This is a genomic window from Acidovorax sp. CF316, assembly GCF_000276605.1.
Lineage (GTDB): Bacteria > Pseudomonadota > Gammaproteobacteria > Burkholderiales > Burkholderiaceae_C > Acidovorax.
Genome location: NZ_AKJX01000109.1, coordinates 1 through 23,364, shown reverse-complemented (window position 1 = coordinate 23,364; position 23,364 = coordinate 1). Strand labels below are relative to the sequence as shown.

The window sequence follows — 23,364 nt, the reverse complement described above, 5'->3', positions numbered from 1 at the left end:
CAGAACCAACGAAAGCCATCACCCCATGTTTCTGCTGCAAGCCCCGCAAGTACGTGACCTTGAACCCTTCACCGCCATGCCCGAGGCACTGCGCCGGCGCGAGCGCAGCGCCTGGGCCGATGCCAACCGCGCGGGCGCCATCACCGACTCCTTCCTCGAAGGCCCGGTGTTCGACGGTGCCGGCAACCTGTATGTGACCGACATCCCCTGGGGCCGCATCCTGCGCATCGATCCAGCGGGCAACTGGACCCTGGTGGCCGAGTACGACGGCGAGCCCAATGGCATGAAGTTCCTCGACGCCGGCACGCTGCTGATCGCCGACTACAAGAACGGCTTTGTGCGGCTGGATGTGGCGAGCGGCAAGGTGTCCCCGTACCTGGAGCGCCGCAATAGCGAGCGCTTCAAGGGCGTGAACGACCTGGTGTTCGATGCCGAGGGCAACCTGTACTTCACCGACCAGGGCCAGAGCGGCCTGCACGACTCGAGCGGGCGCCTGTACCGCCTGCGCCCCAACGGCCAGCTCGACCTGCTGCTGGCCAACGTGCCCAGCCCCAACGGCGTGGCCCTGTCGCCCGACGGGCGCGTGCTCTACCTGGCCGTGACGCGCGGCAACTGCGTCTGGCGCGTGCCGCTGCTGCCCGATGGCAGCGTGGCCAAGGTGGGGCAGTTCTTCACCTCCTACGGCCCGAGTGGGCCGGACGGACTGGCCGTGGACGCCAACGGCCGGCTGCTGGTGGCCAACCCGGGCCTGGGCTATGTCTGGGTGCTCAACCACCGCGCCGAGCCGGAACTGGTGCTGCGCGGTCCGGCCGGCGCCTCCACCACCAACCTGGCGTTCGGCGGGGAGGGTGGACGGACGGTGTTCGTGACCGACTCAACCCATGGCCAGATCCTGCGGGCGCACCTGGATGCGCCTGGCCTGCCGCTGGCGCGGGGACTGGCCGCGTCCCGCTAACACCCTGAGTGACAATGGCTTTGCAATTTCGATAAATATTGACTATTGAGGGAATTCAATCGATTCAATTGATGCGCCGTGGATTGCTTCCTAAGATGGGCCTCGCCAAGTGCTTGAACCGCTTACACAAGGAGAGACCCCATGACGACAGAAGCCAAATGCCCGTTCGACCACACCAAGGCAGCCGCCCCCAAGGGCCGTGGCAACGCCGACTGGTGGCCCAACCAGCTCAACCTGCGCCCGCTCAACCAGAGCTCTCCGCTTGTCGACCCCATGGGCGACGGCTTCAACTACGCCGAGGAATTCAAGAGCCTGGACCTCGCGGCCGTGAAGGCCGACCTGCACGCGCTGATGACCGACTCGCAGGACTGGTGGCCGGCCGACTTCGGCCACTACGGCCCGTTGTTCATCCGCATGGCCTGGCACAGCGCCGGCACCTACCGTCTGGCGGACGGACGCGGTGGCGCGGGGGCCGGGCAGCAGCGCTTTGCTCCGCTCAACAGCTGGCCCGACAATGCCAACCTGGACAAGGCGCGGCGCCTGCTCTGGCCCATCAAGCAGAAATACGGCCGCAAGATTTCCTGGGCCGACCTGATGATCCTCACCGGCAACGTGGCGCTCGAATCCATGGGCTTCAAGACCTTCGGCTTCGGCGGCGGCCGCCCCGACGTGTGGGAACCCGATGAAAACGTCTACTGGGGCGCAGAGACCACCTGGCTGGGCGGCGACAAGCGCTACAGCGGCGAGCGCGACCTGGCCAAGCCCCTGGCCGCCGTGCAGATGGGCCTGATCTACGTGAACCCCGAGGGCCCCAACGGCAACCCCGACCCCATCGCCGCGGCGCGCGACATCCGCGACACCTTTGCCCGCATGGCCATGGACGACGAAGAGACCGTGGCGCTGATCGCCGGCGGCCACACCTTCGGCAAGACCCACGGCGCAGGCGACGCGGCCCTGGTGGGCCTGGAGCCCGAAGGCGGCGGCATCGAGGACCAGGGCTTCGGCTGGATCAGCAAGCACGGTAGCGGCTTTGGCGGCGATGCCATTACCAGCGGCCTGGAAGTCACCTGGACCACCACGCCCACGAAGTGGAGCAACAACTTCTTCGAGAACCTGTTCGGCTTCGAGTGGGAACTCACCAAGAGCCCGGCCGGCGCCCACCAATGGACCGCCAAGGGCGCCGAGGCGACCATCCCCGATGCGCACGATGCTTCGAAGAAGCGCGTGCCCACCATGCTCACCACCGACCTGTCGCTGCGCCAGGACCCGGCCTACGAGGCCATCTCGCGCCGCTTCCTCGCACACCCCGAGCAGTTCGCCGATGCGTTTGCCCGCGCCTGGTTCAAGCTCACGCACCGTGACATGGGCCCCCGCGTGCGCTACCTGGGCCCTGAGGTACCGGCCGAAGTGCTGATCTGGCAGGACCCGATTCCCGAAGTGGACCATGCGCTGGTGGACGACCAGGACGTGACGGTGCTCAAGGCGAAGATCCTGGCGTCGGGTCTCACGGTGCCCGAGCTGGTGTCCACCGCCTGGGCCTCGGCTTCCACCTACCGCGGTGGCGACAAGCGCGGCGGCGCTAACGGTGCCCGTATCCGCCTGGCGCCGCAGAAGGACTGGGAGGTGAACCAGCCTGCGCAACTGGCCAAGGTGCTGGGCAAGCTTGAAGCGATCCAGCAGGACTTCAATGCAACGCAGGCGGGCGGCAAAAAGGTCTCCATCGCCGACCTCATCGTGCTCGGTGGTGCGGCGGCCATCGAGTCGGCCGCCCGCAGCGCCGGCCAGGAAGTGAGCGTGCCCTTCACTCCGGGCCGCATGGACGCTTCGCAGGAGCAGACCGACGTGCCTTCGTTCGAGGTCATGGAGCCGCTGGCCGATGGCTTTCGCAACTACGTGCGCCCCGGCCTCGAAGGCGCCGTGGCCGAGCTGCTGATCGACCGCGCCAACCAGCTCACGTTGACCGGCCCCGAGATGACGGTGCTGGTGGGCGGCCTGCGTGCCCTGGGCGCCAACGCAGGGCAGGGCGGCCATGGTGTCTTCACCAAGACGCCCGGGGCCCTCACGAACGACTTCTTCGTGAACCTGCTGGACATGCGCACTCGGTGGCAGAAGTCGGCCTCGGATGCCGGCGTGCTGGAAGGGGTGGACCGTGCTACGGGCGCCGCGAAGTGGAAGGGCACCGTGGCCGACCTGGTGTTCGGCTCCAACTCGCAACTGCGTGCGCTGGCCGAGGTCTACGGCAGCAGCGACGCCCAGGCCGTGTTCGTGCAGGACTTCGTGAAGGCCTGGACCAAGGTCATGAACCTGGACCGCTTTGATCTGGCGGCAGCCAAGGCCTGAGCGGTTTGAATGCGCCCCCTGCAGGGGGGCGCATTTTTTCCTGTGTGCAACCCTACGGCTACCATCGCGGCCTCAAACCAACCGGAGAGCCCGCATGACGCAACCCCCATCCAACAAGGACTTCGACAAGGGCCTGGCCACGCGCAAGCAGGTCATGGGCGAGGATTTCGTGGCCAATGCCTTCGGCAATGCCACGCAGTTCACCCAGCCGATCCAGGAGTTCATCACCCGCAATGCCTGGGGCGACGTCTGGCAGCGCCCGGGGCTGGACCTGAAGACCCGCAGCCTGATCACCGTGGCCTTCCTCACCGCTCTGGGCAAGCAGCATGAGCTCAAGGGCCATGTGCGCGGCGCGCTCAACAACGGCGCCACGGCGGCCGAGATCCAGGAAGTGCTGCTGCACGCCAGCATCTACTGCGGCCTGCCTGCCGCGGTGGACGCCTTTCGCACGGCCGCCGAGGTGGTCGACGGGCCGAAGAAGTAAGGCTACCCTGCGAGCAGCTTGTGCACCAGGTCGGCGGCTGTCGACGCGTTGTACTTGCGCATGAGCCGCGCGCGGTAGATCTCCACCGTGCGGTGGCTGATGTCGAGCGTGCGCCCGATTTCCTTGGAGGTCAGGCCCTCGAGCAGGCGCGCGGCCACCTCGCGCTCGCGCCCGGTCAGTTCGGCCTTCACGGGGCGCTGCGAGCTCAGGTCCTCGAAGCTCCAGATGCCCGAGGCATGGGGGTCTTCGCGGTTCAATGCACGTCCTGACACATGGCACCAGAATACTTCGCCATTGGCGCGCTTCATGATGCGGTTGTCGGCGTAGTGGCCCTTGGCGTTGAGGATGGGCTCCATGTGCGCGCCCAGGCGCTCGTACTCGTCTGCGCTGGGGTACAGGATCTGGAATGACTGCCCGATCAGTAGCTCGCGCGAGGCGCCGAACATCTCGCAGACCTGCCGGTTGCAGTCCACCATGGCGCGGTTGCGCGACAGCACCAGGCCCACGGGGGCCATGTCAAACGCCAGCCGGTAATCTACGTCCATAGTGCAAGTCTTTACGGGGTACTACTTATTCGGATACGTAGTATCGTAGCGCATCCAACATTCGCAAGGAGATCGTGGTGAACAAGATTTTTCCCTCCGCAGCCAAGGCGCTGGAAGGCGTGGTTGCAGATGGCCAGTTGCTGGCCGTCGGCGGTTTCGGTCTGTGTGGCATTCCCGAGGCATTGATCGACGCGCTGCGTGACTCCGGTGCGAAGAACCTCACCGTGATCTCCAACAATGCGGGCGTCGACGGCTTCGGCCTGGGCAAGCTGCTCGAGACGCGCCAGATCAAGAAGATGATCTCCTCCTACGTGGGCGAGAACAAGGAGTTCGAGCGCCAGTACCTGGCGGGCGAGCTGGAGCTCGAATTCACGCCCCAGGGCACGCTGGCCGAGAAGCTGCGTGCCGGTGGCGCGGGCATCCCGGCCTTCTTCACCAAGACCGGCGTGGGTACCATCGTGGCCGAGGGCAAGGAACTGCGTGAGTTCGACGGCGAGACCTATGTGATGGAGCGCTCGCTGGTGCCCGACGTCTCGCTGGTCAAGGCCTGGCGTGCCGACAAGTCCGGCAACCTGCAGTTCCGCCTTACGGCGCGCAACTTCAACCCTGCGGCCGCCACGGCCGGCAAGGTCTGTGTCGTCGAAGTGGAAGAAATCGTGGAGACCGGCGCCATCGAGCCCGACCAGGTCCACCTGCCCGGCATCTACGTGCACCGCATCGTGCACAACGCCCACCCCGAGAAACGCATCGAAAAACGCACCATCACCGAGAAAGCAGGAGCCTGACCATGCCGTGGACCCAAGACCAGATGGCCGCCCGTGCGGCGCAAGAACTCGAAGACGGTTTCTACGTGAACCTGGGCATCGGCATCCCTACGCTGGTGGCCAATTTCACGGGTGACAAGGAAGTGTGGCTGCAGTCCGAGAACGGCATGCTGGGCATCGGCCCCTTCCCGACCGAAGACGCGGTGGACGCCGACCTGATCAACGCCGGCAAGCAGACCGTGACCACTATCAAGGGCTCGTCGATCTTCGGCAGCGACCAATCCTTCGCCATGATCCGCGGCGGCAAGATCAACCTGTCCATCCTGGGCGCCATGCAGGTCAGCGAAAAGGGCGACCTGGCCAACTGGATGATCCCGGGCAAGATGGTCAAGGGCATGGGCGGCGCCATGGACCTGGTGGCTGGCGTCAAGCGCGTGATCGTGCTCATGGAGCATGTGGCGAAGAAGAAGGACGGCACCGAGGACCTCAAGATCCTGCCCCAGTGCACGCTGCCCCTGACGGGCGTGGGCGTGGTCGACCGCATCATCACCGACCTGGCCGTGCTGGACGTGACGCCCGAAGGCCTCAAGCTCATCGAGCTGGCCCCTGGCGTGACGTTCGAGGCCCTGCAGGCCAAGACCGGCGTGACCGTGCTGCAATAAGGCAGGGCACATGCCGTGGCCCCCTGGGCCACACCAAAAAGGCCGGGGCCCCGCGAGGGGTACCGGCCTTTTTTGCATGCGGGCTGCAGCTGCGGTCTGCAGCCTTGCACTGGTGCGGATTAAAGAGCGCCGATCTCGCCCGAAGGGATCTGGCCGGTGCGCACGGCTTCGGCGGCAGCGGCGCGCACGGCGGCGCGGTCGGCCTTCGACTGGTAGGTCACCACGCGGGAGCCGGCAGGTTCCATGCTGTGCGTGCGGGCCTCCACGGCGGCTTCGGCAGCCACTTCGGCGCGGGTGCGGTTCGTGTCGAACTTCAGGGCGAACTGCGAGCTGTCGGCTTCGTCAGCGTGGGCACCGAAGGAAGCGAAAGCGGCGACGGCGGCGATGGACAGGAAACGTGCGGTCTTGTTCATGGTGATTCTCCGATCAAATGGGGTAGGGGGCTTGCTGCGGGGCGGTACGGATTACAGGTAGCCGGCTTCGCCCGACGAGATCTGGCCGGTGCGCAGGGCCTCGGCAGCCTGGGCGCGCACGGTGGCACGGTCGGCCGTCGATTGGTAGCTCAGCACGCGGGAGCCGGCGGGCTCCATGCTGTGCGTGCGGGCTTCCACAGCGGCTTCGGCGATCACTTCGGCGCGGGTGCGGTTGGTCTCGAACTTCAGGGCGAATTGCGAGCCGTCGGCCTCGTCGGCCTGGGCGCCGAACGATGCGAAAGCGGCAACAGCGGCGATGGAGAGAAAACGTGCGGTGGTGTTCATGATGGCATCCTTGGGATCAAAAAGCGTCTCGAAAAACCGGCACAGAAACCATTCCTGAACCGGGTTCGGTGAGTCGCATTGCGGGTTCGGCTCATCGATGGATGAACTGTACGCCTTGGGTGTCCACGGAAAAACCATCCAGTCGCGAACTGACTGTTCCAGTTTTGAAAACAGTTGCGCGAGCACGCCGGCATGAAAAAAGCCCGCGGCTGCATGGCAGCCGCGGGCTCAAGAAATACCGGCCCGGGGGCTCAGGGCAGCTGGTTCCAGTTTTGGTTGTTGCCGCCGTTGCAGGTCCAGGTGAGCAGGGGAGTGTCCTGCGCCGTGGAGTTGTTGGGCACGTCCAGGCAGGCGCCCGATGCGCGGTTGCGCACGGTCGATCCCGACAGCGTCCACTGCGCCGTGTTGCCCACCGTGCAGGCCAGTTGCACGACCCCCGCGCCGCTGGTGGCTGCGCTGTCCTGCGCCAGGCACAGGTTGCTGTGCTTGGCCACCAGCTGCACATAGCCGCCCGCCAGGTTGCGCACCGTGAAGGTCTCGTTGTTCGCCGTGCCGCAGGGCCATTGGATGGCAACCGCGCCGCTGGCGGCCGAAGCCCCGCGGATGTTGACGCACAGCGTGCTCTGGCTGGAGCGCAGGCGCGTGGTGAACTCCGACGCGGTGTCCAGCGAGCGCACGTAGTCGGCCAGCGCCTGCCGGTCGGCCGCGGGCAGGCCGGCCACGTTGCCGTGGCCGCCGGCGATCACGTCGAGCACGCTGGCCTTCTGGCCGTTGTGCAGGTAGGACCTGGCGGCCCAGCTGCCAATCAGCGTGGGCGTGTCGAAGCCCACCCCGGCCAGCGGCTGGTTGGCGCCCTTGCCCGAGGAGGCCTGGATGCTGCCCACATCGTGCCTGAGGCCGTCCTGGAAGGTGCCGCCCGCATGGCAGCTGGCGCAGTTGGCGTTGGCGAACAGGGTCTGCCCACGCGCTGCCTCCACCGTGAGGCTGCCATCGGCCGCGCGCACCGGGCTGCGCATGTACTTGTTGAGCGAGGCCAGGTAGGCCGCCAGGTCGTCGAGCTGCGTGTTGCGGCCCGCCTTGGGCGTGCCCAGCGGGTCGCTGGTGGCAGCAAAGTCCGCGTCGCTCAGGAAGCCCGTGCCGCCGAAGGCGCTGCGCATGTCGTTCTCGAAGTCCTGCACCTCGTCGAAGTTGGCGCTCCAGTGCAGCTTGCCGTGGCCAGTGCCGCGCCGGCCCTGCAGGCTGATGGTGCGGCGCAGGCCCTCGCCGCGCTGGGTGAAGTCCCAGACCATGCCGTCGTCACCGCCGTCTGCGTGGCAGCTCGCGCAGGACATGTAGTTGTCCTTGCTCATGCGCCGGTCGGCCGCGTTGTAGAACACCAGCTTGCCGCGCAGCGCCGCTGCCGCCAGGGGCTCCTGCGCCACCGTGGCCACGTTCTGCAGGAACACCGCCGCCGCGCTGCGCGAGGCCAGCACGTCGGCCACGTCGTGCACGGTGACCGAACGCGCGAGGAAATTGTTCACGAACAGCCGCTTGCGCGCAGTGTCCAGGTACAGGCCGTGGGGCGCGCTGCTGGCGTTGATCTCTCCGCGCACGGCGCGGGTGTAGGCATCGACGATGGCGATGTTGTTGCCTTCCATCTGTGCTACGAACAGGTAGTCGCCCGCAGGGGAGAAGAGGGCGGCGCGTGCTGGCGCCCGGTCGTCGAAGTCGATCTGCTCGGGCAGCAGGTGCGTGGCCTGCGCCAGGTCGACCTGCGAGAGGATGGAGCGCACCGTCTGGTCGTGCAGCAGGTCGCCACCGTCGCGGAAGCGCCCGCGCACGATGTTGTCCTTCTTGCCGGGCAGCACGGCGCGCGAGCCATCGGGCGAGATCACCACCTGGCTCAGGTAGTTGGCCACGCCGCGCGAACTGTTCTCGGTGTCGATCGTGGTCGTGTCCACCGGCAGGGCGATGGTGGACAGCAGGCCCATGGTGCTCAGGCCCACCTTGTGCAATTGCCCGCCCGTCATCTTCGACTTGAAGCGCGTGACGTAGACCGTCTGCGAATCGGCCGCCACCGCGATGCCGCGCAGGTCGCCCTCCAGCGCCAGGGTGCCCGTGGTGTTGCCGTTGGCCGGGTCGAAGGCGACCAGCGTGGATTTGCTCTCCAGCGTCAGCAGGCCCTTGCTGCCATTGGGTGTGAAGGTCACGCCATAGGGGCCGCTGCCGTAGGGCAGGTTCACCGTGGCCGCGATGCTGCCATCGGCCGGGTTCAGCGCCACGAGCTTGTCCTCGCCCTGCACGGTGACCCAGATGCGGCCGTCCGGTGCACGCGCCAGGGTCTTGGGTTCGTCGCCCACGCGCGTCTCCCAGCGCTTGGTCAGGGCCAGCGCATCGATGGCCGCCACCGTGCCGCTGTCGGGGTTCACCGCATAGACGCTGTTGGCATCGCCGACGATGTTGCTCGAGTGCGTGGGCGCCGTGGCCGTGGTCGGGAAGATCACGGTCACGTTGTAGGTGTAGAAGGTGTCCTGGCCCGCCGCGTTGCGCACCGTCAGGGTCACCGTGTAGTGGCCGGGGCGGTTGTAGCTGTAGGTGGTGTTGGCCTGGGACGAGAAGGCGGTCTGCGTGCCGTTGCCGAAGTTCCAGCGGTAGGTGACGCCCGTGCCACCGCCCAGCCGGGTCGGGTCGAAACTCAGTTGCCCGTTCACCAACTGTGGACCGCCGCTCACACCGGCATCGCCGATGATGGCCTGCGAGCGCAGCTGCGTGACATCGGCATCGCTGAGCACGCGCCCGTAGACCCGCACGTCGGCCAGGCTGCCGCGGAAGAAGTCGGCGTTGCCCTGGATCTGCCCGAGCAGCGCGAACTTGTTGGACAGGCCCTTGGTGCCCGTGAGCCCGGTGGAGCTGGTCTTGGCGCCGTCGATGTACAGCGTCTGCGCGCCCGAGGCCGCGTCGCGCGTCATCACCACATGGTGCCAGTTGCCATCGTTCACGGCCGCGGTGGAGCGGGTGCCGGGGTTGTTGCCCGCCACGTTGCCCACCGAGAGGTTGAGCCGGCCGGTGTTGTCGATCCAGCCCCAGAACACGTCATCGGCGCCGCCCGACTGGTCGCGCCCGAAGAGCCCGGGCGCCGTCCAGGCGTTGGCCGAACCGTTCTGCGTGGTCTTCATGTAGAAGGCCAGCGAGGCTGTGCCGCCCAGGGCGGTGGCCACGCCTTCGTTCTTGAGCGGCACGCCGCCCGTGCGCTGCGCGAAGTTCAGGCCGATGCTGCTGAACTGGTCGGCCGCCGAGGCCGTGCCGTTGTTGGCACCGATCTCGTCGGTCAGGGTGCTCGACAGCGGCCAGTGGTTCATGAGGCTGATGTCGGTGGCGTTGCCGGTGTGGAACACGGCCTTGTACTCGGCCGCGATGCCGTTGCCCGCATAGTCTTTCACCCCGCCAGCCGTGAGCACGATCTCATAGCTGGTGCCGGCCGCCAGGGGCTGCGTGGGGTGGAAGTTGATGATGCCCAGTTGCACGCTGTAGGTGCCGGCCAGGGCGTTGCCGTTGACCGGGCGCACGATGAAGGTGCCGGCGTGCACGCTCTCGGGCAGGATGCTGTCCGTCAGGCCCACGCCGATTCGCGAGGTCAGCGCCTGCTGCTTGGCGCCGTTGGTGGGCGAGGTCTGCTTGACCGCGGGCGGCGTGGTGTCGCGCGCCGTCTGGTGCACGATGAAGCCGCTGCCCGAGCCGTGGTCGTTGCCGATGAACAGCAGGTTGCCCATGGGCGCCACCTGGCCATGGTCGGAGTGCGAGTACTCGGGGTCGTTGGTGGCGAACAGGCTGCCCTGGCCCACTTCGACGTGGTTGAGCGGGTTGCTCACGTCCACCTTGTGCACCTTGAACTGCGCGCCCTGGAACACGTAGTGGTCCTGCATGCCGCAGTACAGCTGCTCGTCGATGACGAGGCGGTTGTCCTCCACCACGAACTGCGTGCGGTCGGACAGGTCGTAGCTGTACATCCTGGCGCCGCCACCGCGGGCCGAGGCGTGCAGATTCTTGCCGTCGAAGCAGGTGGCGTAGTAGTTGGGGTTGGAGCCCACGGTGTCCAGCACCTTGGGGTTGAGCGGGTCGGAGATATCGAGGCTCGCAAAACCATCGGTGTTGTCCATCGAGGTCAGCACCATGTGGTTGCCCATGGTGAAGATGGGCCCGACGCGAAAGCCACCGAGCTCGCCGGTGGGCACGGGGTTGGGCTTGCCCGCGCCGCGGTTGGCGATCACGGCGTTGGCCGGGTCGCTGGCATCCACGATGTAGACGCCGTCGTTGGCCGAGGCCACGTACACGTAGGGCGCCTGCCACCACAGCTGCCAGGCCACGTTGGTGTAGTCGCCGCCGTTGACGGTGGGCAGTGCCAGTTTCTTGACCTGCTGGATGTTGTTGATGTCGCTGAAGTCCCAGAACTCGATGCCCTTGATGCTGGGCACCACCACGTACTGCTTGCCGCCGATCTTCGCGGTGCCGAAGGCATGGGCCTCGCGGAACTCCTTGGTGCGGCCCTCGGGCTCGTAGATCTTCTTGGCGAGCACGATGGCGCGCGGGTTGGACACGTCGTACAGCAGAAAGCCGCCGGGGCCCAGGCCGCTGTCGGGCGCGAAGGAGGTCAGAAAATAGCCGTTGAGCATGATGCCCACGTTGAGCCCATAGTCCTTGCGGCCGGGGTAGGTGGCCGGCACGTCGCCCGAGGCGCGTGTGATCATGGAGACCGGCTTGAACAGCTCGGCCGAGGTGTAGGTGAGATTGCCCAGGCCCGGCCCCTGCAGCGGCAGCGGAACCTCGGCGGCCTGCGTGACCGCAGCCGCCATGGTGGTAAGGGTGGTCATGGGGTTGACCCCCGTGATCGCCGCATGCGTGAGCAAGGTGGCGAACGGCAACAGCAGTGCCATCAGGTAATACCGGATTTTCATCGTCGTCTCCTGTGTGTGTGGTTCTTGGTGAACCTTCTTCCTCGATCTTTCCGACAGCCTTTCGAAGGCGCGCGCAGGCACGCCGGCCGGTGGCATCACCGCCACCGGCCGCAGGGCTCTTTCTCCTGGGCTCCCTCTCTTCTTTTCTTTTTTCTGTGCTCTTCAGTGCGCGGCCTTGCGCGCGCGGTGTTTTCGCTGCGTCAGGATGCGTGTGTTCCCGTGCTGTAGATGTCCCAGGCGGCTGCCGCGCTGGCGCCGCGGTGGATCATGGCCATCAGCGCATCGACCACGGCCGAGGGCTTGGCGTGCTGGTACACGTTGCGGCCGTAGACCATGCCCACGGCCCCCTGGTCCAGCAGCACGCGCGAGCGTGCGAACACCTGCTGCAGGTCTTCGCGGCCGCCGCCGCGCACCAGCACCGGGCAGCGCGCGGCCTGCACCACGCGGTGGAATTCGGCGGGGTCGGTGGTCGGGTCGGCCTTGACGATATCGGCACCCATCTCGCGCGCCAGGCGCACCAGGGTGACGATCTTCTCGGCGTCGCCATCGACCATGTAGCCGCCCTGGTCGCTGTGCGGGCGCATCACCAGTGGCTCGATCATCAGCGGCATGCCGTAGCGGTCGCAGTCGGCGCGCACGCGCGCGATGTTCTGCACGCACTGGCGGAACAGGTCGGGTTCATTGGGCAGCATGAACAGGTTGACCACCACGCAGGCTGCATCGCGCTGCACGGCCGGCAGCACCGGGTCGTGCTCGTTCTGCAGCAGGGCCCACATCACGCGGTGGGCGGTGGCGTTGTAGGGGTTGCCCATGTCGATGCGCATCACCAGCGCCGGCTTGTTGCGGCCCGGGCGGTCCTGCAGCAGGTCGGCCTGGCCGTAGTTGAGCTGGATGGCATCGGGCGCGGCGGCCACGAGCTTGTCCATCACCTGGGGCATGTCTTCCAGGCCGTTGAGGAAGCTGGGCTCGTTGCACACGCCATGGTCGAGCGCGATGTCCAGGCAGCGGCCGTTGGTGAGCAGGCGGTTCAGGCGTGCGGTCTTGTCTTTCGACATACGAAGAAGTCCTTGGGTTGGGGGATGGATACGGGTCAGGCCAGGGCCTTCAGGTGGGCGCTTGCGGCGTCGTCGATGCGCTGCACGGCCTCCTCGGGCAGTTCCAGCGCGCCGGCGGTCGCGTTCTCGGTGGCCTGCGCCCGCGTGCGCGCACCGCACAGCGCCACCGACACGCTGCCGCTGGCCAGCGTCCAGGCAATCATCAACTGGCCGAAGGAACAGCCGAATTGCCGGCGCAGGGGCCCCAGCTCGTCGAAGAAGGCCTTGAGCCGGGCGCGGTTGGCCGCGCTGAAGCGCGGATTGCTGGCGCGCTGGTCATCGCCCGTGAACTGGCGCGCCGGATCGATGGGGCCGGCCAGCAGGCCCAGTGCCAGCGAGGAATAGCCCAAGATGGCGACGTTGTTGCGGCCGCACAGCGGCAGCAGGGTCTGCTCGATCTCGCGGTCGATCAGGCTGTAGCGCTCCTGCGCGGCATCCACGGGGCCATGGCGCAGGTACTCGGCCAGGGTCGGTGCATCCACGTTGCTCACGCCGATGGCGCGGATCTTGCCCTGCTTCTTGAGATCGAGCAGGGCGTCCATGGTCTCTTCGACCGTCGTGGTGCTGTCCTGCCAATGGGTGATGTACAGGTCGATGTAGTCGGTCTGCAGGCGTTTCAGGCTCTCCTCGGCCTCGTGGAAGATCGATGCGCGGCCCAGGTGCCGGTGCACGGGGTGGCCATCCTCGTCGAAGAAGTGCGTGCCCTGCTGCGTATGCCAGACCAGGCCGCACTTGGTGGCGATCACGGCCTCGTGGCGGCGGCCCTTGAGCGCCGCGCCGACGAGCTGCTCGGAGGCGCCCAGGCCATAGGCTGGTGCGGTGTCGATCAGCGTCACCCCGGCATCGAGCGAGGCGGCAATGGCTTCGGTGGCGGCGGCACTGTCCTGGCCGCCCCACATCCAGCCGCCCATGGCCCAGGTACCGAGGCCGATGGCCGAGCACTGGATGCCCGAAGGGCCCAGGGTGGTGGTCTTCATCGCTGCGTTCATCATCACGGCATTCATCGCTTGGTCTTTCGGGTGTTCATGAGGTGGTCGATGGTCACGGCGGCCAGCAGGATCAGGCCCTTGATCACGTCCTGCCAGTACGGCGACACGTCCAGCAGGATCAGCGAGCTGGTCACCACCGAGAGCAGGGCCAGGCCCAGCACGGCACCGAGCACCGTGCCCGAGCCGCCCTTGAGGCTGGCGCCGCCGATCACGGCTGCGGCAATCACGTTGAGCTCCATGCCCACGCCGAAGGTCGGCGTGGCTGCGCCGAAACGCGCGGTGTAGATCACCCCGGCCAGGCCGGCCGAGGCCGCGCACAGCACCGTGACCCAGAACTTCACGTGGCCCACGCGGATGCCCGAGTACAGCGCCGCCTTCTCGTTGCTGCCGGTGTAGAACACGCGGCGCAGCAGGCTGGCGCGGCGCAGCACGAAGTCGCTGACCACCACAATGAAAAGGAAGATCAGGATCACCGCCGGAATGCCGAACAACGTGCCCTGACCGATGAACTTGAACGAGGCCGGCAGCGAGAACAGCGACTGCGGCGTGCCCTGGGTGAGCGCCAGGCACAGGCCGCGCACGATGACCATGAAGGCCAGCGAGGCGATGAAGTGGTTGAGCCCGATGCGCACCACGCAGCCGCCGATCATGGCCCCGATGAGGGCGCTGGCAGCGATCGCGATGAGCCCGGCCGTCCAGGGGTCGAACCCCATCAGGAACAGCTTGCCCGTGACCACCATCGCAAAGCACACCACCGAACCCACCGACAGGTCGATGCCGCCCACGATGAGCAGGATGGTCATGCCCACGACCACGATGCCCTCGATGGAAAACGAGAGCAGCATGGCGCGGATGTTGTCCCAGGTCAGGAAGTAGGGCGAGGCGAAGCTCATGCCGATGCACAGCACCAGGATGATGACCAGAAGGCCCATCTCGCGCATGCTGGTCAGCCTGGTTCCGCCCGGCTTGCCGGGCCCTCCCTGGGGTTTCTCGCGCAGGGGCTGCAGGCCGGCCACGCTGCCGGCATCCAGTTGTGCGGGGTGATTCATGCCATCTCCTCTTGTTGTCGTTCCAGTCCCGAAGCCAGCCGCAGCAGGGCCTCTTCCGTCATGTCCTTGCCTTGCACCTCGCCCGCGACGCGGCCATCGCGGATCACCAGGGCCCGGTCGCACAGCCCGATGATCTCGGGCAGCTCCGAGGAGATCACCACCACGCCCACGCCCTGGCAGGCCAGGTCGCGCAGGATGTGGTGGATCTCCGACTTGGCACCCACGTCCACGCCGCGCGTGGGCTCGTCCATCAGCAGCACCGCGGGGTTGGTCGCCAGCAGCTTGGCAATCGCCACCTTCTGCTGGTTGCCGCCCGAAAGGCTGGCCACCTCGATCTGCACGCCGTCGGACTTGAGCTTCAGCCGCGCGCCCAGCTCCTGCGCCAGCCGGTGCTCGGCCGCACGCTGCAGCAGGCCGAAGCGCGAGCTCACGCGCGCCAGCGCCATGGAGGCGATGTTCTGCGCGATCGGCAGGTCCAGGTAGACGCCTGCAGCCTTGCGGTCCTCGCTGAGGTAGGCAATGCCGTCGCGCAGCGCGTCGCTGTATTTGCGGATGGCGAGCTGCTTGCCGTTGAGGCGCACGCTGCCGCCGGTGGCGGGGCGCAGGCCGCACAGCGTCTGCGCCAGCTCGCTGCGCCCGGCGCCCATGAGCCCGGCGACGCCCAGGATCTCGCCGCGCTGCACGGTGAACGAGACGCCATGCACGCGCTCGCCGTCGGCCAGGTCGCCCACTTCGAGCACATGCTCGCCGCGGTCTGCGTCCTGCTGCTTGGGCGGGTAGTAGTTGCCCAGGTCGCGCCCGACCATGCGGCGCACCAGGCCGTCGGCATCGAGCTCGGCCAGCGGCCCCGAATGCACGTTGCGGCCATCGCGCAGCACGGTCACGCGCGTGCAGTGCGCAAAGATCTCGGCCATGCGGTGGCTAATGTAGATGATGGCTATGCCCTGGTCCTTGAGGTCGTGCAGCACCCGGAAGAGGGCGGCCGACTCGTTGTCGGTGAGGGCGGCGGTCGGCTCGTCGAGGATCAGCACCTTGCAGTCGAGCGTGAGCGCCTTGGCGATCTCGATCAGCTGCTGGCTGGAGATGGGCAGGTCCCCCGCGCAGGCGGCGGGGTCGATGTCCTGGCCCAGGCGCCTGAGCACCTGGGTGGCACGTGCGTTGAGGCCGGCGTAGTCCATCCAGGCCTGCCCGCCGGCATTGATCTCGGGCATGAAGATGTTCTCGGCCACGGTGGCGTCGGCGCACAGGGCGATCTCCTGGTGCACCAGGCCGATACCCAGGCGCATGGCCTGGGCCGGACCATCGATGGTCACCACGCGGCCGTCGAGCAGGATCTCGCCCGCGTCCGGCTGGTGGATGCCATCGATGATGTTCATCAGCGTGGACTTGCCCGCGCCGTTCTCGCCGCACAGGGCGTGGATCTCGCCCGCCTGCAGCGAGAAGTCCACGCCCGAGAGCGCATGCGAAGCGCCGAAGCGCTTGCAGATGCCACGCAGCGCGAGCAGGGGAGCGCCCATGGTGGTGGTGCTCACTCGCTGATGCCCTTGGTGCCGCGGCGGGCGAGGTACTTGTCCCAGTAGAAGTCGTCGGCGTTGGCCTTGCTGACCACGGCCAGGCCGTTGTCCAGGAAGGGCACGGCCATGGGGTTGGTGCCGTTGCGCTTGGCGTCGTTCATCGGGTCGATGAGGCCGGGGTTCTTGGCCAGGAACAGCATCATCATGCCCATGTAGCCCTGCATGCCCTGGTTGGGGTTGATGGCGCCGAACACGTCGCCGGACTTGATCATGTCCAGGATCTTGGCGTTCACGTCGCAGCACATCACCTTGATGTTCTTCTTGGTCTCCACCTTGGCCTGTGCCGCACCCAGGGCCGAGTTGGCCTCGGGCATGAACAGAGCGCCCAGGTTGGGGTTGGCCTGCGCCAGGCTCTGCACGGCCTGGTAGGCCTTGTTCGGGTCCTGGTTGCTCGCGGCGCGGCCCACCAGCTTCATGCCGGGGTGCTTGGTCTTCATGCGGTTGATGAAGGCGGCGATGCGGCGGTCGTGGTTGTCCTGGCCGGGGTTTTCCAGCACGGCGAACTCGCCCTTGCCGTTCAGGGATGCCGCGATCGCGTCGGCCGCCTGCGCGCCTTCACGCTCGTTGTCCGAAGTGATGAAGGACGTGCGCTTGGAGTTGGGCGAGTCGGCTGCGAAGGTGACCACCGGAATCCCCATCGCCGCGGCGCGGTTGATGGGTTCGATGAACGGGTCGGGGTTCATGGGGTGCAGCAGGATGCCGGCGGGCTTGCGGGCCAGCTCCTGCTCGAACGACGCCAGCTGCTTGTTCACGTCGTATTCCGGCGTGCCGGTATAGCGGGTGCGCACGCCCAGGGTGCGGCCCAGCTGCTTCATCATTTCGTAGACCGGGAACCAGTACTCCACGCCCGAGACCATCACGTTCATCACGTAGACGTCGCTGGGGTTGCCGCGCAGGCCGCCCGCTGCGGCGGGGGCCGCTGCCGGCTGCTGCGCGAATGCGCTGGTGCCGGCCAGGCCGATACCGGCGGCGGCTGCGGACTTCAGGAAATTACGCCTCATTTTTTGTCTCCTCTTGTTGAACGGTGCAGCATGGGATGCTGCTTTCTCCAGGGCTGCGATGGGGTGCTTGGTGTCACGACAGTTGTTATGACAGGTAGAATGTAAGCGTGGATCGAATCTCCAGATAGTTAGGGGAAACACTACTGGATATACCCGCTGGTTCGGCGGAAGCTGTTATGACATGAAGACCCAACTACTGATCGGCATCGACCTCGGGTCGAGCAGCCTCAAAGCCCTGGCCCTGGAGGCCGCGAGCGGCCGCACCGTCGCCCTGTCCCGCATGCCCCTGCAGCACGACCGCCTGCCAGGCGGTGGCTGCGAAGTGGGCGAGCCCATGCTCCGTTCGGCCCTGTCCGCCGTGCTGCGCGATGTGGCCCACCAACTGGGCCGCCGCGTGGCCGACGTGCGCGCCATCGGCTGCACGGGGCATGGCGCAGGCCTGTACGCGCTGGATGCGCGCTGTGAACTCGCAGGCGGGCGCGCCGTGGCCTCGACCGACCAGCGCGCCGGCGCACGCGCCCAGTCCCTGGCCGCCAGCCACGGGCCGCAGCTGCTGGCAGACGTCGGCTGCCAGCCCTGGCCCGGCCAGCCCACCGTGATCGCCGCCGAGCTGCTGGGCAGCGATGCCGTGCGCAGCGGCGCGCTGCAGCGCCTGATGTTCGCCAAGGACTATGTGGGCTTTCTGCTCACCGGCCAGATCGCCACCGACGCCAGCGACGCCAGCACGGCAGGCCTGCTGTCCGTGGCCAGCGGCGACTGGTCGCCGCTGGCCTTTTCCGCCCCGGGCATCGCCGGTCTGGGGCCGCAGGCTTTCGGGCCACTGGTGCGCAGTGGCGAGGTGATCGGCACGTTGCAGCCATCGGCGGCATCCGCGCATGGCCTGCCCGTGGGCATTCCCGTGGCCATGGGCGCCATCGACCTGCTGGCCGCGATGACGGCCGTGCGAGCCGAAGAGCGGGGCCGTGCGGTGTCGGTGCTGGGCACCTGGTGCGTGAATGCCGTGATCGGGCCGGTGCTCGAACCTCTGCCCGACGTGGCCTCCACCGTGAACTTCGGTCCCCGCGACCGGCGCCTGTACATGGAGAACAGCCCCTCGTCGATGGCCAACATCGCCTGGCTGGCCGGCGTGCTGGGCTTGCCCGATGCGCGTGCGGTGGTCGACCTGGCGATGTCCGTGCCCCTGGGGGCCGGCGGATTGCGCTTCCTGCCCTTCGTGAACGGCGGAGGTGGCGTCACGGCGGGCTTCGTGGGCCTCAAGAGCCACCACACTCGCGGCGACATGGCGCGTGCCGTGGTCGATGCGGTGGCGGCCCTGCATGCACGCCACACGGCGCGGCTGGCGGCTGGGGGCTTGCCGGTCTCGGCTTCCACCGTGCTGGGCGGCGGCGCCAGCGATACCCGCCTGGTGCGCCTGCTGGCGGGCCTGCTGGGGCACCCGGTGGAGCGCTGTGCAGACGACGAAACCGGTGCCCGTGGCGCGGCGATCTATGCCGCCCGGTCCCAGGGCATCGACCCCCATCCCTTGCATGCGAACTGCGACACGGTCGAGCCCGATGCCAGCCAGGCGCGTGCCCACGCGGATTTCAACGCCTCCTTCAACGAACTGATCGCCACCATGTCCCCTGTCTTCGGCCATCTGGCCGGCCACGCGCCCGAGCGAGCGCCACAGCCCCCCGCGGCGACGGCGGCCCCCGTCCCGCCGCAGCGCGTGGAGGCCTTGCCATGAGCGCCTCCACCCCCCTGCCATTCGTGCGCCCGGCCGCCGTGGCGGGTCGCCATTTCTCCACCGTGATCGTGGGCGCCGGCATCAACGGCGTGGGCGTGTTCCGCGACCTCTCGCTGCAGGGCGTGGACTGCCTCATCGTCGACAAAGGCGACTTCAGCGCCGGAGCCAGCAGCGCGCCTTCGCGCATGATCCACGGCGGCCTGCGCTACCTGGAAAGCGGCAGCTTCTCGCTGGTGGCCGAGGCCACGCGCGAGCGCAACCTGCTCTTGCGCAACGCGCCGCACCTGGTGCAGCCGCTCAAGACCGTGGTGCCGCTGTCGAGCTTCTTCGGCGGGCTCATGAGCAGCGCGCTCAAGTTCCTGGGCCGCACCCCGCCCCAGCGCACGCGCGGCCTGCTGGCCGTGGCCACGGGGCTGCGCCTGTACGACCTCTTGGGCCGGCGCCAGCGCGTGATGCCCAACCACCGCATCAGCCGTGTGCAGCCGGCCGACCGCCTGCTGTTTCGCGCGGCCGTGCGCTGGACGGCGACCTTCTTCGACGCCTGGATCAGCCACCCCGAATGGCTGGTGCTGGAGCTGGTGCGCGACGCCTGCCGCGACCAGCCGCGCTCGGCGGCCAGCAACCACTGCCGCGTGATGGGCTGCGCGGGCAAGACCCTCACGCTGCGCGACGAAGTCACGGGCGAGGTGGTGCAGGTGACGGCCGACACGGTGGTCAATGCCAGCGGCGCCTGGCTGGACCGCAGCACTGAACTGCTGGGCGGCGCGGGGCCGCGCGTGATGGGCACCAAGGGCTCGCACCTGGTGCTCGACCACCCCCTGCTGCGCGACGCACTGGGCGGGCGCATGGCCTATTTCGAGGCGTTGGACGGGCGCGTGTGCATCGTCTACCCCTTCCTGGACCGGGTGCTGGTGGGCTCCACCGACATCCCGGTGGACGACCCCGACCAGATCGCCACCGAACCGGCCGAAGTGGACTACCTGCTCGAGGTGCTGGGCGAGGTGTTCCCCAACCTGGCCTTCGGCCGCCGCGACGTGGTCTACACCTATGTGGGCGTGCGGCCGCTGGCGCGCTCGGACGCCGACAAGCCGGGACAGATCTCGCGCGACCATTCGGTGGTGATCGACCCTCCCTCGCCATCGCGCGATATCCCGGTCGTGGGCCTGGTGGGCGGCAAGTGGACCACCTTCCGCGCGCTGGCCGAGGAGGCCACCGACGAGGTGCTGCGCCTGCTGGGGCGCGGGCGCACGGCCTCGACCCGGCAACTGCCCATTGGCGGCGGCACCGACATGCCGCAGGGCGGGCAGGCGACCGAGCGTTTCATCGACCGCATCGCCCAGGATTCCGGCCTGGGCCGTGTCCGCGCCCAGGCACTGCTGCGCCGCTACGGCTCCCAGGCCTTGCGCATGGCCCAGCATTTCAAAGTGGCAGGCGACGTGCCGCTGCAGCATGCACCCGACTACTCGGCGGCTGAGGTGGCCTGGCTGTGCACCGAAACCGGCGTGATCCACCTCGACGACCTGGTGATCCGGCGCACGCTGCTGGCCATCCGCGGCCTCGTCACGGATGCGGCGCTGGCCGAAATGGCGGGCATCGCCGCACAGGCGCTGGGCTGGAATGCGGAGCGCGAACGGCAGGAACTGCACAATTGCACCACCGCACTGCGCGAGCGCCATGGCGTGCGCCTGGCCCCCGCAGTCCCCGATTCCGATGCGGCGCCGGCTTTCCATGCATCATTGACCATCCATCCGGCCCTGAGCCCGTCCTGACGTGAATTCACCGACCGAACTCCAGCCCCTGCTCGACCGCAACTCCGAATCGCCCCTGTGGGCGCAGTTCCGCGATGCCCTGCGCCTGCAGATACTGCAGGGCGAACTGGCCATCGGCGCCAAGCTGCCCTCCGAGGCCGAGCTCGGCGAGCAGTTCGGCATCTCGCGCATCGTGGTGCGCGAGGCGCTGGCCGACCTGGTGCGCAACAACCTGATCTACAAGATCAAGGGCCGCGGCGCGTTTGTCGCGGCGCGCGAGCGCGACGAGGACTTCGTCTCCACCGTGCTCGGCTTCTCCGACGAAATGGAGCGCAAGGGCCGCTCGGTGCGCACCCAGATCCTGTCGCAGCAGCTGCGCGACCCCACGCCGCAGGAGATCAGCGCACTGGGCCTCACCGACGATACCCAGGTGGTGGCGCTCAAGCGGCTGCGCAGCGTGGACGGCGAGTTGCGCCTGCTGGTGGAAACCGTGGTTCCCGCCGACCTGGCGCCCGGCCTGCACCGCATGCGCCTCGATGACCGCTCGCTGTACGACGTGCTGCGCCGCCAGTACGGTGTGCGCCTGGTGCGCGCCGAGCGCTGGATCGATGCCGTGCTGCCCGACGCCGAGACCTGCACGCTGCTGCAGCTGGAACACCCCGAGCCGCTGCTGCGCATCGAGTCGATCGCCTATGGCGCCAATGGCCGGCGCCTGGAGTACTACAACGCCTTGCACCGCTGCAAGTCCAGCCGCCTGCACGTGCAGACCACGACCTGAGCGGACCGCAACGCTCTCTCGGTCGATCAGGAACTCTCGATAAAACCCAGCACGCGCGAGAAATCGCAGAGGGCCAGGTCCTTGCGGTGGATGGTGAAGGTCAGGGTGCCGGCGTCCCAGAACTCGAAGCCCGGGTGCCGGTCGGAGCCCAGGCGCAGCAGGTTCACCCACTCGCCGGGGTTGCCGCGCTGCAGCGCCACGGATTGCTCCTCGGGGCTGTCGTGCTGGGTGAAGACAAAGGCGTTCTGCAGGTGCACGCCGTGCTGGTTGTCCGGGCTGAACGACAGCTCCTCGGCCAGGGTGTTGTAGACCTCGCTCAGCGCGTCGTCCCCGTGGATATCCATGAGCCCTGCGTCGTCCCCCGTGTAGCGCCCATGGGCGTTGTAGAGGATGGGCAGGGACACGGTGGCGTCCACCACGGCCCGGTAGCCCCTGTAGGCCCGGGACACGTCGATGTCGTCCACCGAATCGACCTCTGTCCCCCAGATGTGGGGCACGAGGGAACTGCGCGGCGAGGTGTCGTGCAGCACGCGCACGCCGTCGGACGGGTCCTGGCTCTGGGCAAAGAAGTACAGCCGCCCGGTGCGCGGCAGCCAGCTTTGCAGACCGGCGATGGCGTCCAGGTCCAGCTGCGCATAGAAGTGCCAGGGCTTGCCGTCGGTGGTGGGGTAGGGCAGGCCGGGCGGCAGGTCCGGCGCGCCGCCAAAGCGGGTGCCGCCGCGCACCGGCGGCGCATCGGGCTGGGTGGTGCGCCAGCGCAGGGCCTGGCGGGCGTGGCGCAGCAGGGCAGGCTCGTGGGCCAGCAATCCGTGCCGGGCCAGGCCGGCATGCAGCAGGGCGGCATGCGCGGGGCTGCTGCTCGCCAGAAATGGCTCGGCGCTCGTGGCCACGTCGATCTCAGGGCGGTAGCGCATGTCGCGGAACAGCGGCAGGTAGCGCACGTCCACCTGCAGGTTCTCGATGCGATCGATCGAGGCGGGCAGGGAGGTGAAGGCATTGCCGCTCAGGTTCAATGCCTTGAGCGACGGCATGTGGCCTATGGCCTCGGGCAGCGAGGTGAGGCGGTTGTAGGACAGGTCCAGCCGTTCGAGGTGGGGCAGCTGGGCGATCTGCTCGGAAACGCTGGTGAGCATTCCGTGGGACATGGCCAGGTGGCGCAGTTGCCCGAGCTGGCCTATGGCATCGGGCAGGTGCTGCACGCTGGTGTTTGACAGGTCCAGCCGGGTCAGTTGCTGCAGCGTGCCGATCTCTTCGGGCAGTTCCGTGAAGCGGGCATGGCCCGTGGAGGCATAGTCCAGGATCAGCGACTCGATGGCGGTGAACGCCAGCACTTCTTCGGGGAACCGGTCCGTCCTGGGGGTGTCCGGCCGCCATTGCTGGCGCAAGCTCAGGTGGCGCACCGTGTCGGCGGGCACGGCCTGTGCTGCTTGCAGGCTGTGGAAGTCGCGGGGCTTGGGGCGCACCTGGCCACGGGGAAAGTGGCGCACCAGGTGCAGGGGCGTGCCCTGGCTGTCGTCATGGTGCTCCTGGCGCAGCACGCCATGCAGGGCGATTCGGTCAGGGGCCAGGTCGACCTGGCCGAAAAAGCGCAGACCGTACGCCACGCCCTGGACGTAGAGATGGAATGGGGAGTCCGGGTCGGTGTGCGGGTAGGAGAACACCCGGTGCGGTTCCCCCGCGCGGTCGTCGAAATGGAACAGGCCGCTGGACCACAGATGCGGTGCAGGGTTGCCCTGCTCGGGCGCGTGTTCGGCCTTGAAATCGAAGCGCATGCCGCCGTCTTCGAATACCACCCTGGAGTCTGCGGAGAACGAGAACGACGTGGCGCCGATCTGGAAAACGTCCTGGGGCGGGGCGGTGGAAGTGGGCGTCATGGCGCGGTCGGGTCTGCAAATGTCCCGGCCGATTGTGACAAACCCGCGCCACGAAAAAAGGGCTCCCGCACGGGAGCCCTTTCAGGGAGTCA

The 23,364-nt window shown here is 67.7% G+C and carries 18 protein-coding genes; 8 read left to right on the top strand and 10 right to left on the bottom strand.

The annotated features are described in order from the left end of the window. The first annotated feature begins 25 nt into the window (after window positions 1-25). From PMI14_RS11680 to PMI14_RS11670, 3 genes are all read left to right on the top strand, one after another. Entirely contained in the window at window positions 26-955 is a 930-nt protein-coding gene (locus PMI14_RS11680) for an SMP-30/gluconolactonase/LRE family protein (protein WP_007854426.1), read from the top strand. Between the two features lie 141 nt (window positions 956-1,096). Continuing rightward, window positions 1,097-3,295, top strand: coding sequence for a catalase/peroxidase HPI (gene katG / locus PMI14_RS11675; RefSeq protein WP_007854424.1), 2,199 nt, complete (start codon window positions 1,097-1,099; stop codon window positions 3,293-3,295). A gap of 94 nt (window positions 3,296-3,389) precedes the next feature. After that, window positions 3,390-3,779: a carboxymuconolactone decarboxylase family protein gene (locus PMI14_RS11670; RefSeq protein WP_007854422.1), complete on the top strand. Its 390-nt coding sequence runs from the start codon at window positions 3,390-3,392 to the stop codon at window positions 3,777-3,779. 2 nt (window positions 3,780-3,781) lie between these two features. Here PMI14_RS11670 and PMI14_RS11665 read toward each other — a convergent pair whose 3' ends face one another. After that, window positions 3,782-4,324 carry a PAS and helix-turn-helix domain-containing protein gene (locus tag PMI14_RS11665; RefSeq protein ID WP_007854419.1) on the bottom strand — a complete coding sequence of 181 codons (543 nt, stop codon included), beginning with the start codon at window positions 4,322-4,324 and terminating at the stop codon, window positions 3,782-3,784. Between the two features lie 77 nt (window positions 4,325-4,401). Here PMI14_RS11665 and PMI14_RS11660 point away from each other — a divergent pair, with 77 nt between their 5' ends. Continuing rightward, window positions 4,402-5,109 carry a CoA transferase subunit A gene (locus PMI14_RS11660; protein WP_007854411.1) on the top strand — a complete coding sequence of 236 codons (708 nt, stop codon included), beginning with the start codon at window positions 4,402-4,404 and terminating at the stop codon, window positions 5,107-5,109. A gap of 2 nt (window positions 5,110-5,111) precedes the next feature. Then, window positions 5,112-5,750: a 3-oxoacid CoA-transferase subunit B gene (locus tag PMI14_RS11655; protein ID WP_007854410.1), complete on the top strand. Its 639-nt coding sequence runs from the start codon at window positions 5,112-5,114 to the stop codon at window positions 5,748-5,750. 119 nt (window positions 5,751-5,869) lie between these two features. Here PMI14_RS11655 and PMI14_RS11650 read toward each other — a convergent pair whose 3' ends face one another. From PMI14_RS11650 to PMI14_RS11615, 8 genes are all read right to left on the bottom strand, one after another. After that, window positions 5,870-6,163, bottom strand: a complete 294-nt coding sequence (locus PMI14_RS11650; RefSeq protein WP_007854403.1) for a hypothetical protein — start codon at window positions 6,161-6,163, stop codon at window positions 5,870-5,872. A 51-nt stretch (window positions 6,164-6,214) separates the two neighbouring features. Beyond that, window positions 6,215-6,508 carry a hypothetical protein gene (locus PMI14_RS11645; protein ID WP_007854401.1) on the bottom strand — a complete coding sequence of 98 codons (294 nt, stop codon included), beginning with the start codon at window positions 6,506-6,508 and terminating at the stop codon, window positions 6,215-6,217. Window positions 6,509-6,759: 251 nt separating this feature from the next. Beyond that, window positions 6,760-11,439 carry a LamG-like jellyroll fold domain-containing protein gene (locus tag PMI14_RS11640; RefSeq protein WP_007854400.1) on the bottom strand — a complete coding sequence of 1,560 codons (4,680 nt, stop codon included), beginning with the start codon at window positions 11,437-11,439 and terminating at the stop codon, window positions 6,760-6,762. A gap of 200 nt (window positions 11,440-11,639) precedes the next feature. Further along, a complete protein-coding gene (locus PMI14_RS11635) occupies window positions 11,640-12,494 on the bottom strand; it encodes a class I fructose-bisphosphate aldolase (protein ID WP_007854399.1) in 855 nt (284 codons plus the stop codon). Between the two features lie 35 nt (window positions 12,495-12,529). Then, window positions 12,530-13,537, bottom strand: a complete 1,008-nt coding sequence (locus PMI14_RS11630) for an aldo/keto reductase (RefSeq protein ID WP_007854394.1) — start codon at window positions 13,535-13,537, stop codon at window positions 12,530-12,532. Continuing rightward, on the bottom strand, window positions 13,534-14,571 hold the full coding sequence (locus tag PMI14_RS11625) for an ABC transporter permease (protein WP_007854392.1): 1,038 nt from the start codon (window positions 14,569-14,571) through the stop codon (window positions 13,534-13,536). Before PMI14_RS11625 ends, PMI14_RS11630 begins: the two co-directional genes overlap by 4 nt. Then, window positions 14,568-16,088 carry a sugar ABC transporter ATP-binding protein gene (locus PMI14_RS11620; protein WP_007854388.1) on the bottom strand — a complete coding sequence of 507 codons (1,521 nt, stop codon included), beginning with the start codon at window positions 16,086-16,088 and terminating at the stop codon, window positions 14,568-14,570. Before PMI14_RS11620 ends, PMI14_RS11625 begins: the two co-directional genes overlap by 4 nt. Window positions 16,089-16,099: 11 nt before the next feature. Continuing rightward, window positions 16,100-17,146, bottom strand: coding sequence for a substrate-binding domain-containing protein (locus PMI14_RS11615; RefSeq protein ID WP_007854385.1), 1,047 nt, complete (start codon window positions 17,144-17,146; stop codon window positions 16,100-16,102). A gap of 181 nt (window positions 17,147-17,327) precedes the next feature. Between PMI14_RS11615 and PMI14_RS11610 the strand changes: the two genes are divergently transcribed. Genes PMI14_RS11610 through PMI14_RS11600 form a run of 3 tightly spaced genes read left to right on the top strand, consistent with a single transcriptional unit; the run spans window position 17,328 to window position 21,398 of the window. Continuing rightward, a complete protein-coding gene (locus PMI14_RS11610; RefSeq protein ID WP_007854377.1) occupies window positions 17,328-18,872 on the top strand; it encodes an FGGY family carbohydrate kinase in 1,545 nt (514 codons plus the stop codon). Next, a complete protein-coding gene (locus tag PMI14_RS11605) occupies window positions 18,869-20,641 on the top strand; it encodes a glycerol-3-phosphate dehydrogenase/oxidase (RefSeq protein WP_007854375.1) in 1,773 nt (590 codons plus the stop codon). Before PMI14_RS11610 ends, PMI14_RS11605 begins: the two co-directional genes overlap by 4 nt. A gap of 1 nt (window position 20,642) precedes the next feature. After that, the gene (locus PMI14_RS11600) at window positions 20,643-21,398 is read left to right on the top strand and encodes a GntR family transcriptional regulator (RefSeq protein WP_007854371.1); all 756 of its coding nucleotides are present in this window, start codon (window positions 20,643-20,645) and stop codon (window positions 21,396-21,398) included. 26 nt (window positions 21,399-21,424) lie between these two features. Here the strand turns inward: PMI14_RS11600 and PMI14_RS11595 are convergent, their stop codons facing one another. After that, window positions 21,425-23,272 (bottom strand): DUF1963 domain-containing protein, encoded by a 1,848-nt coding sequence (locus PMI14_RS11595; RefSeq protein ID WP_007854368.1) that lies wholly within the window; start codon window positions 23,270-23,272, stop codon window positions 21,425-21,427. Window positions 23,273-23,364 lie beyond the last annotated feature (92 nt).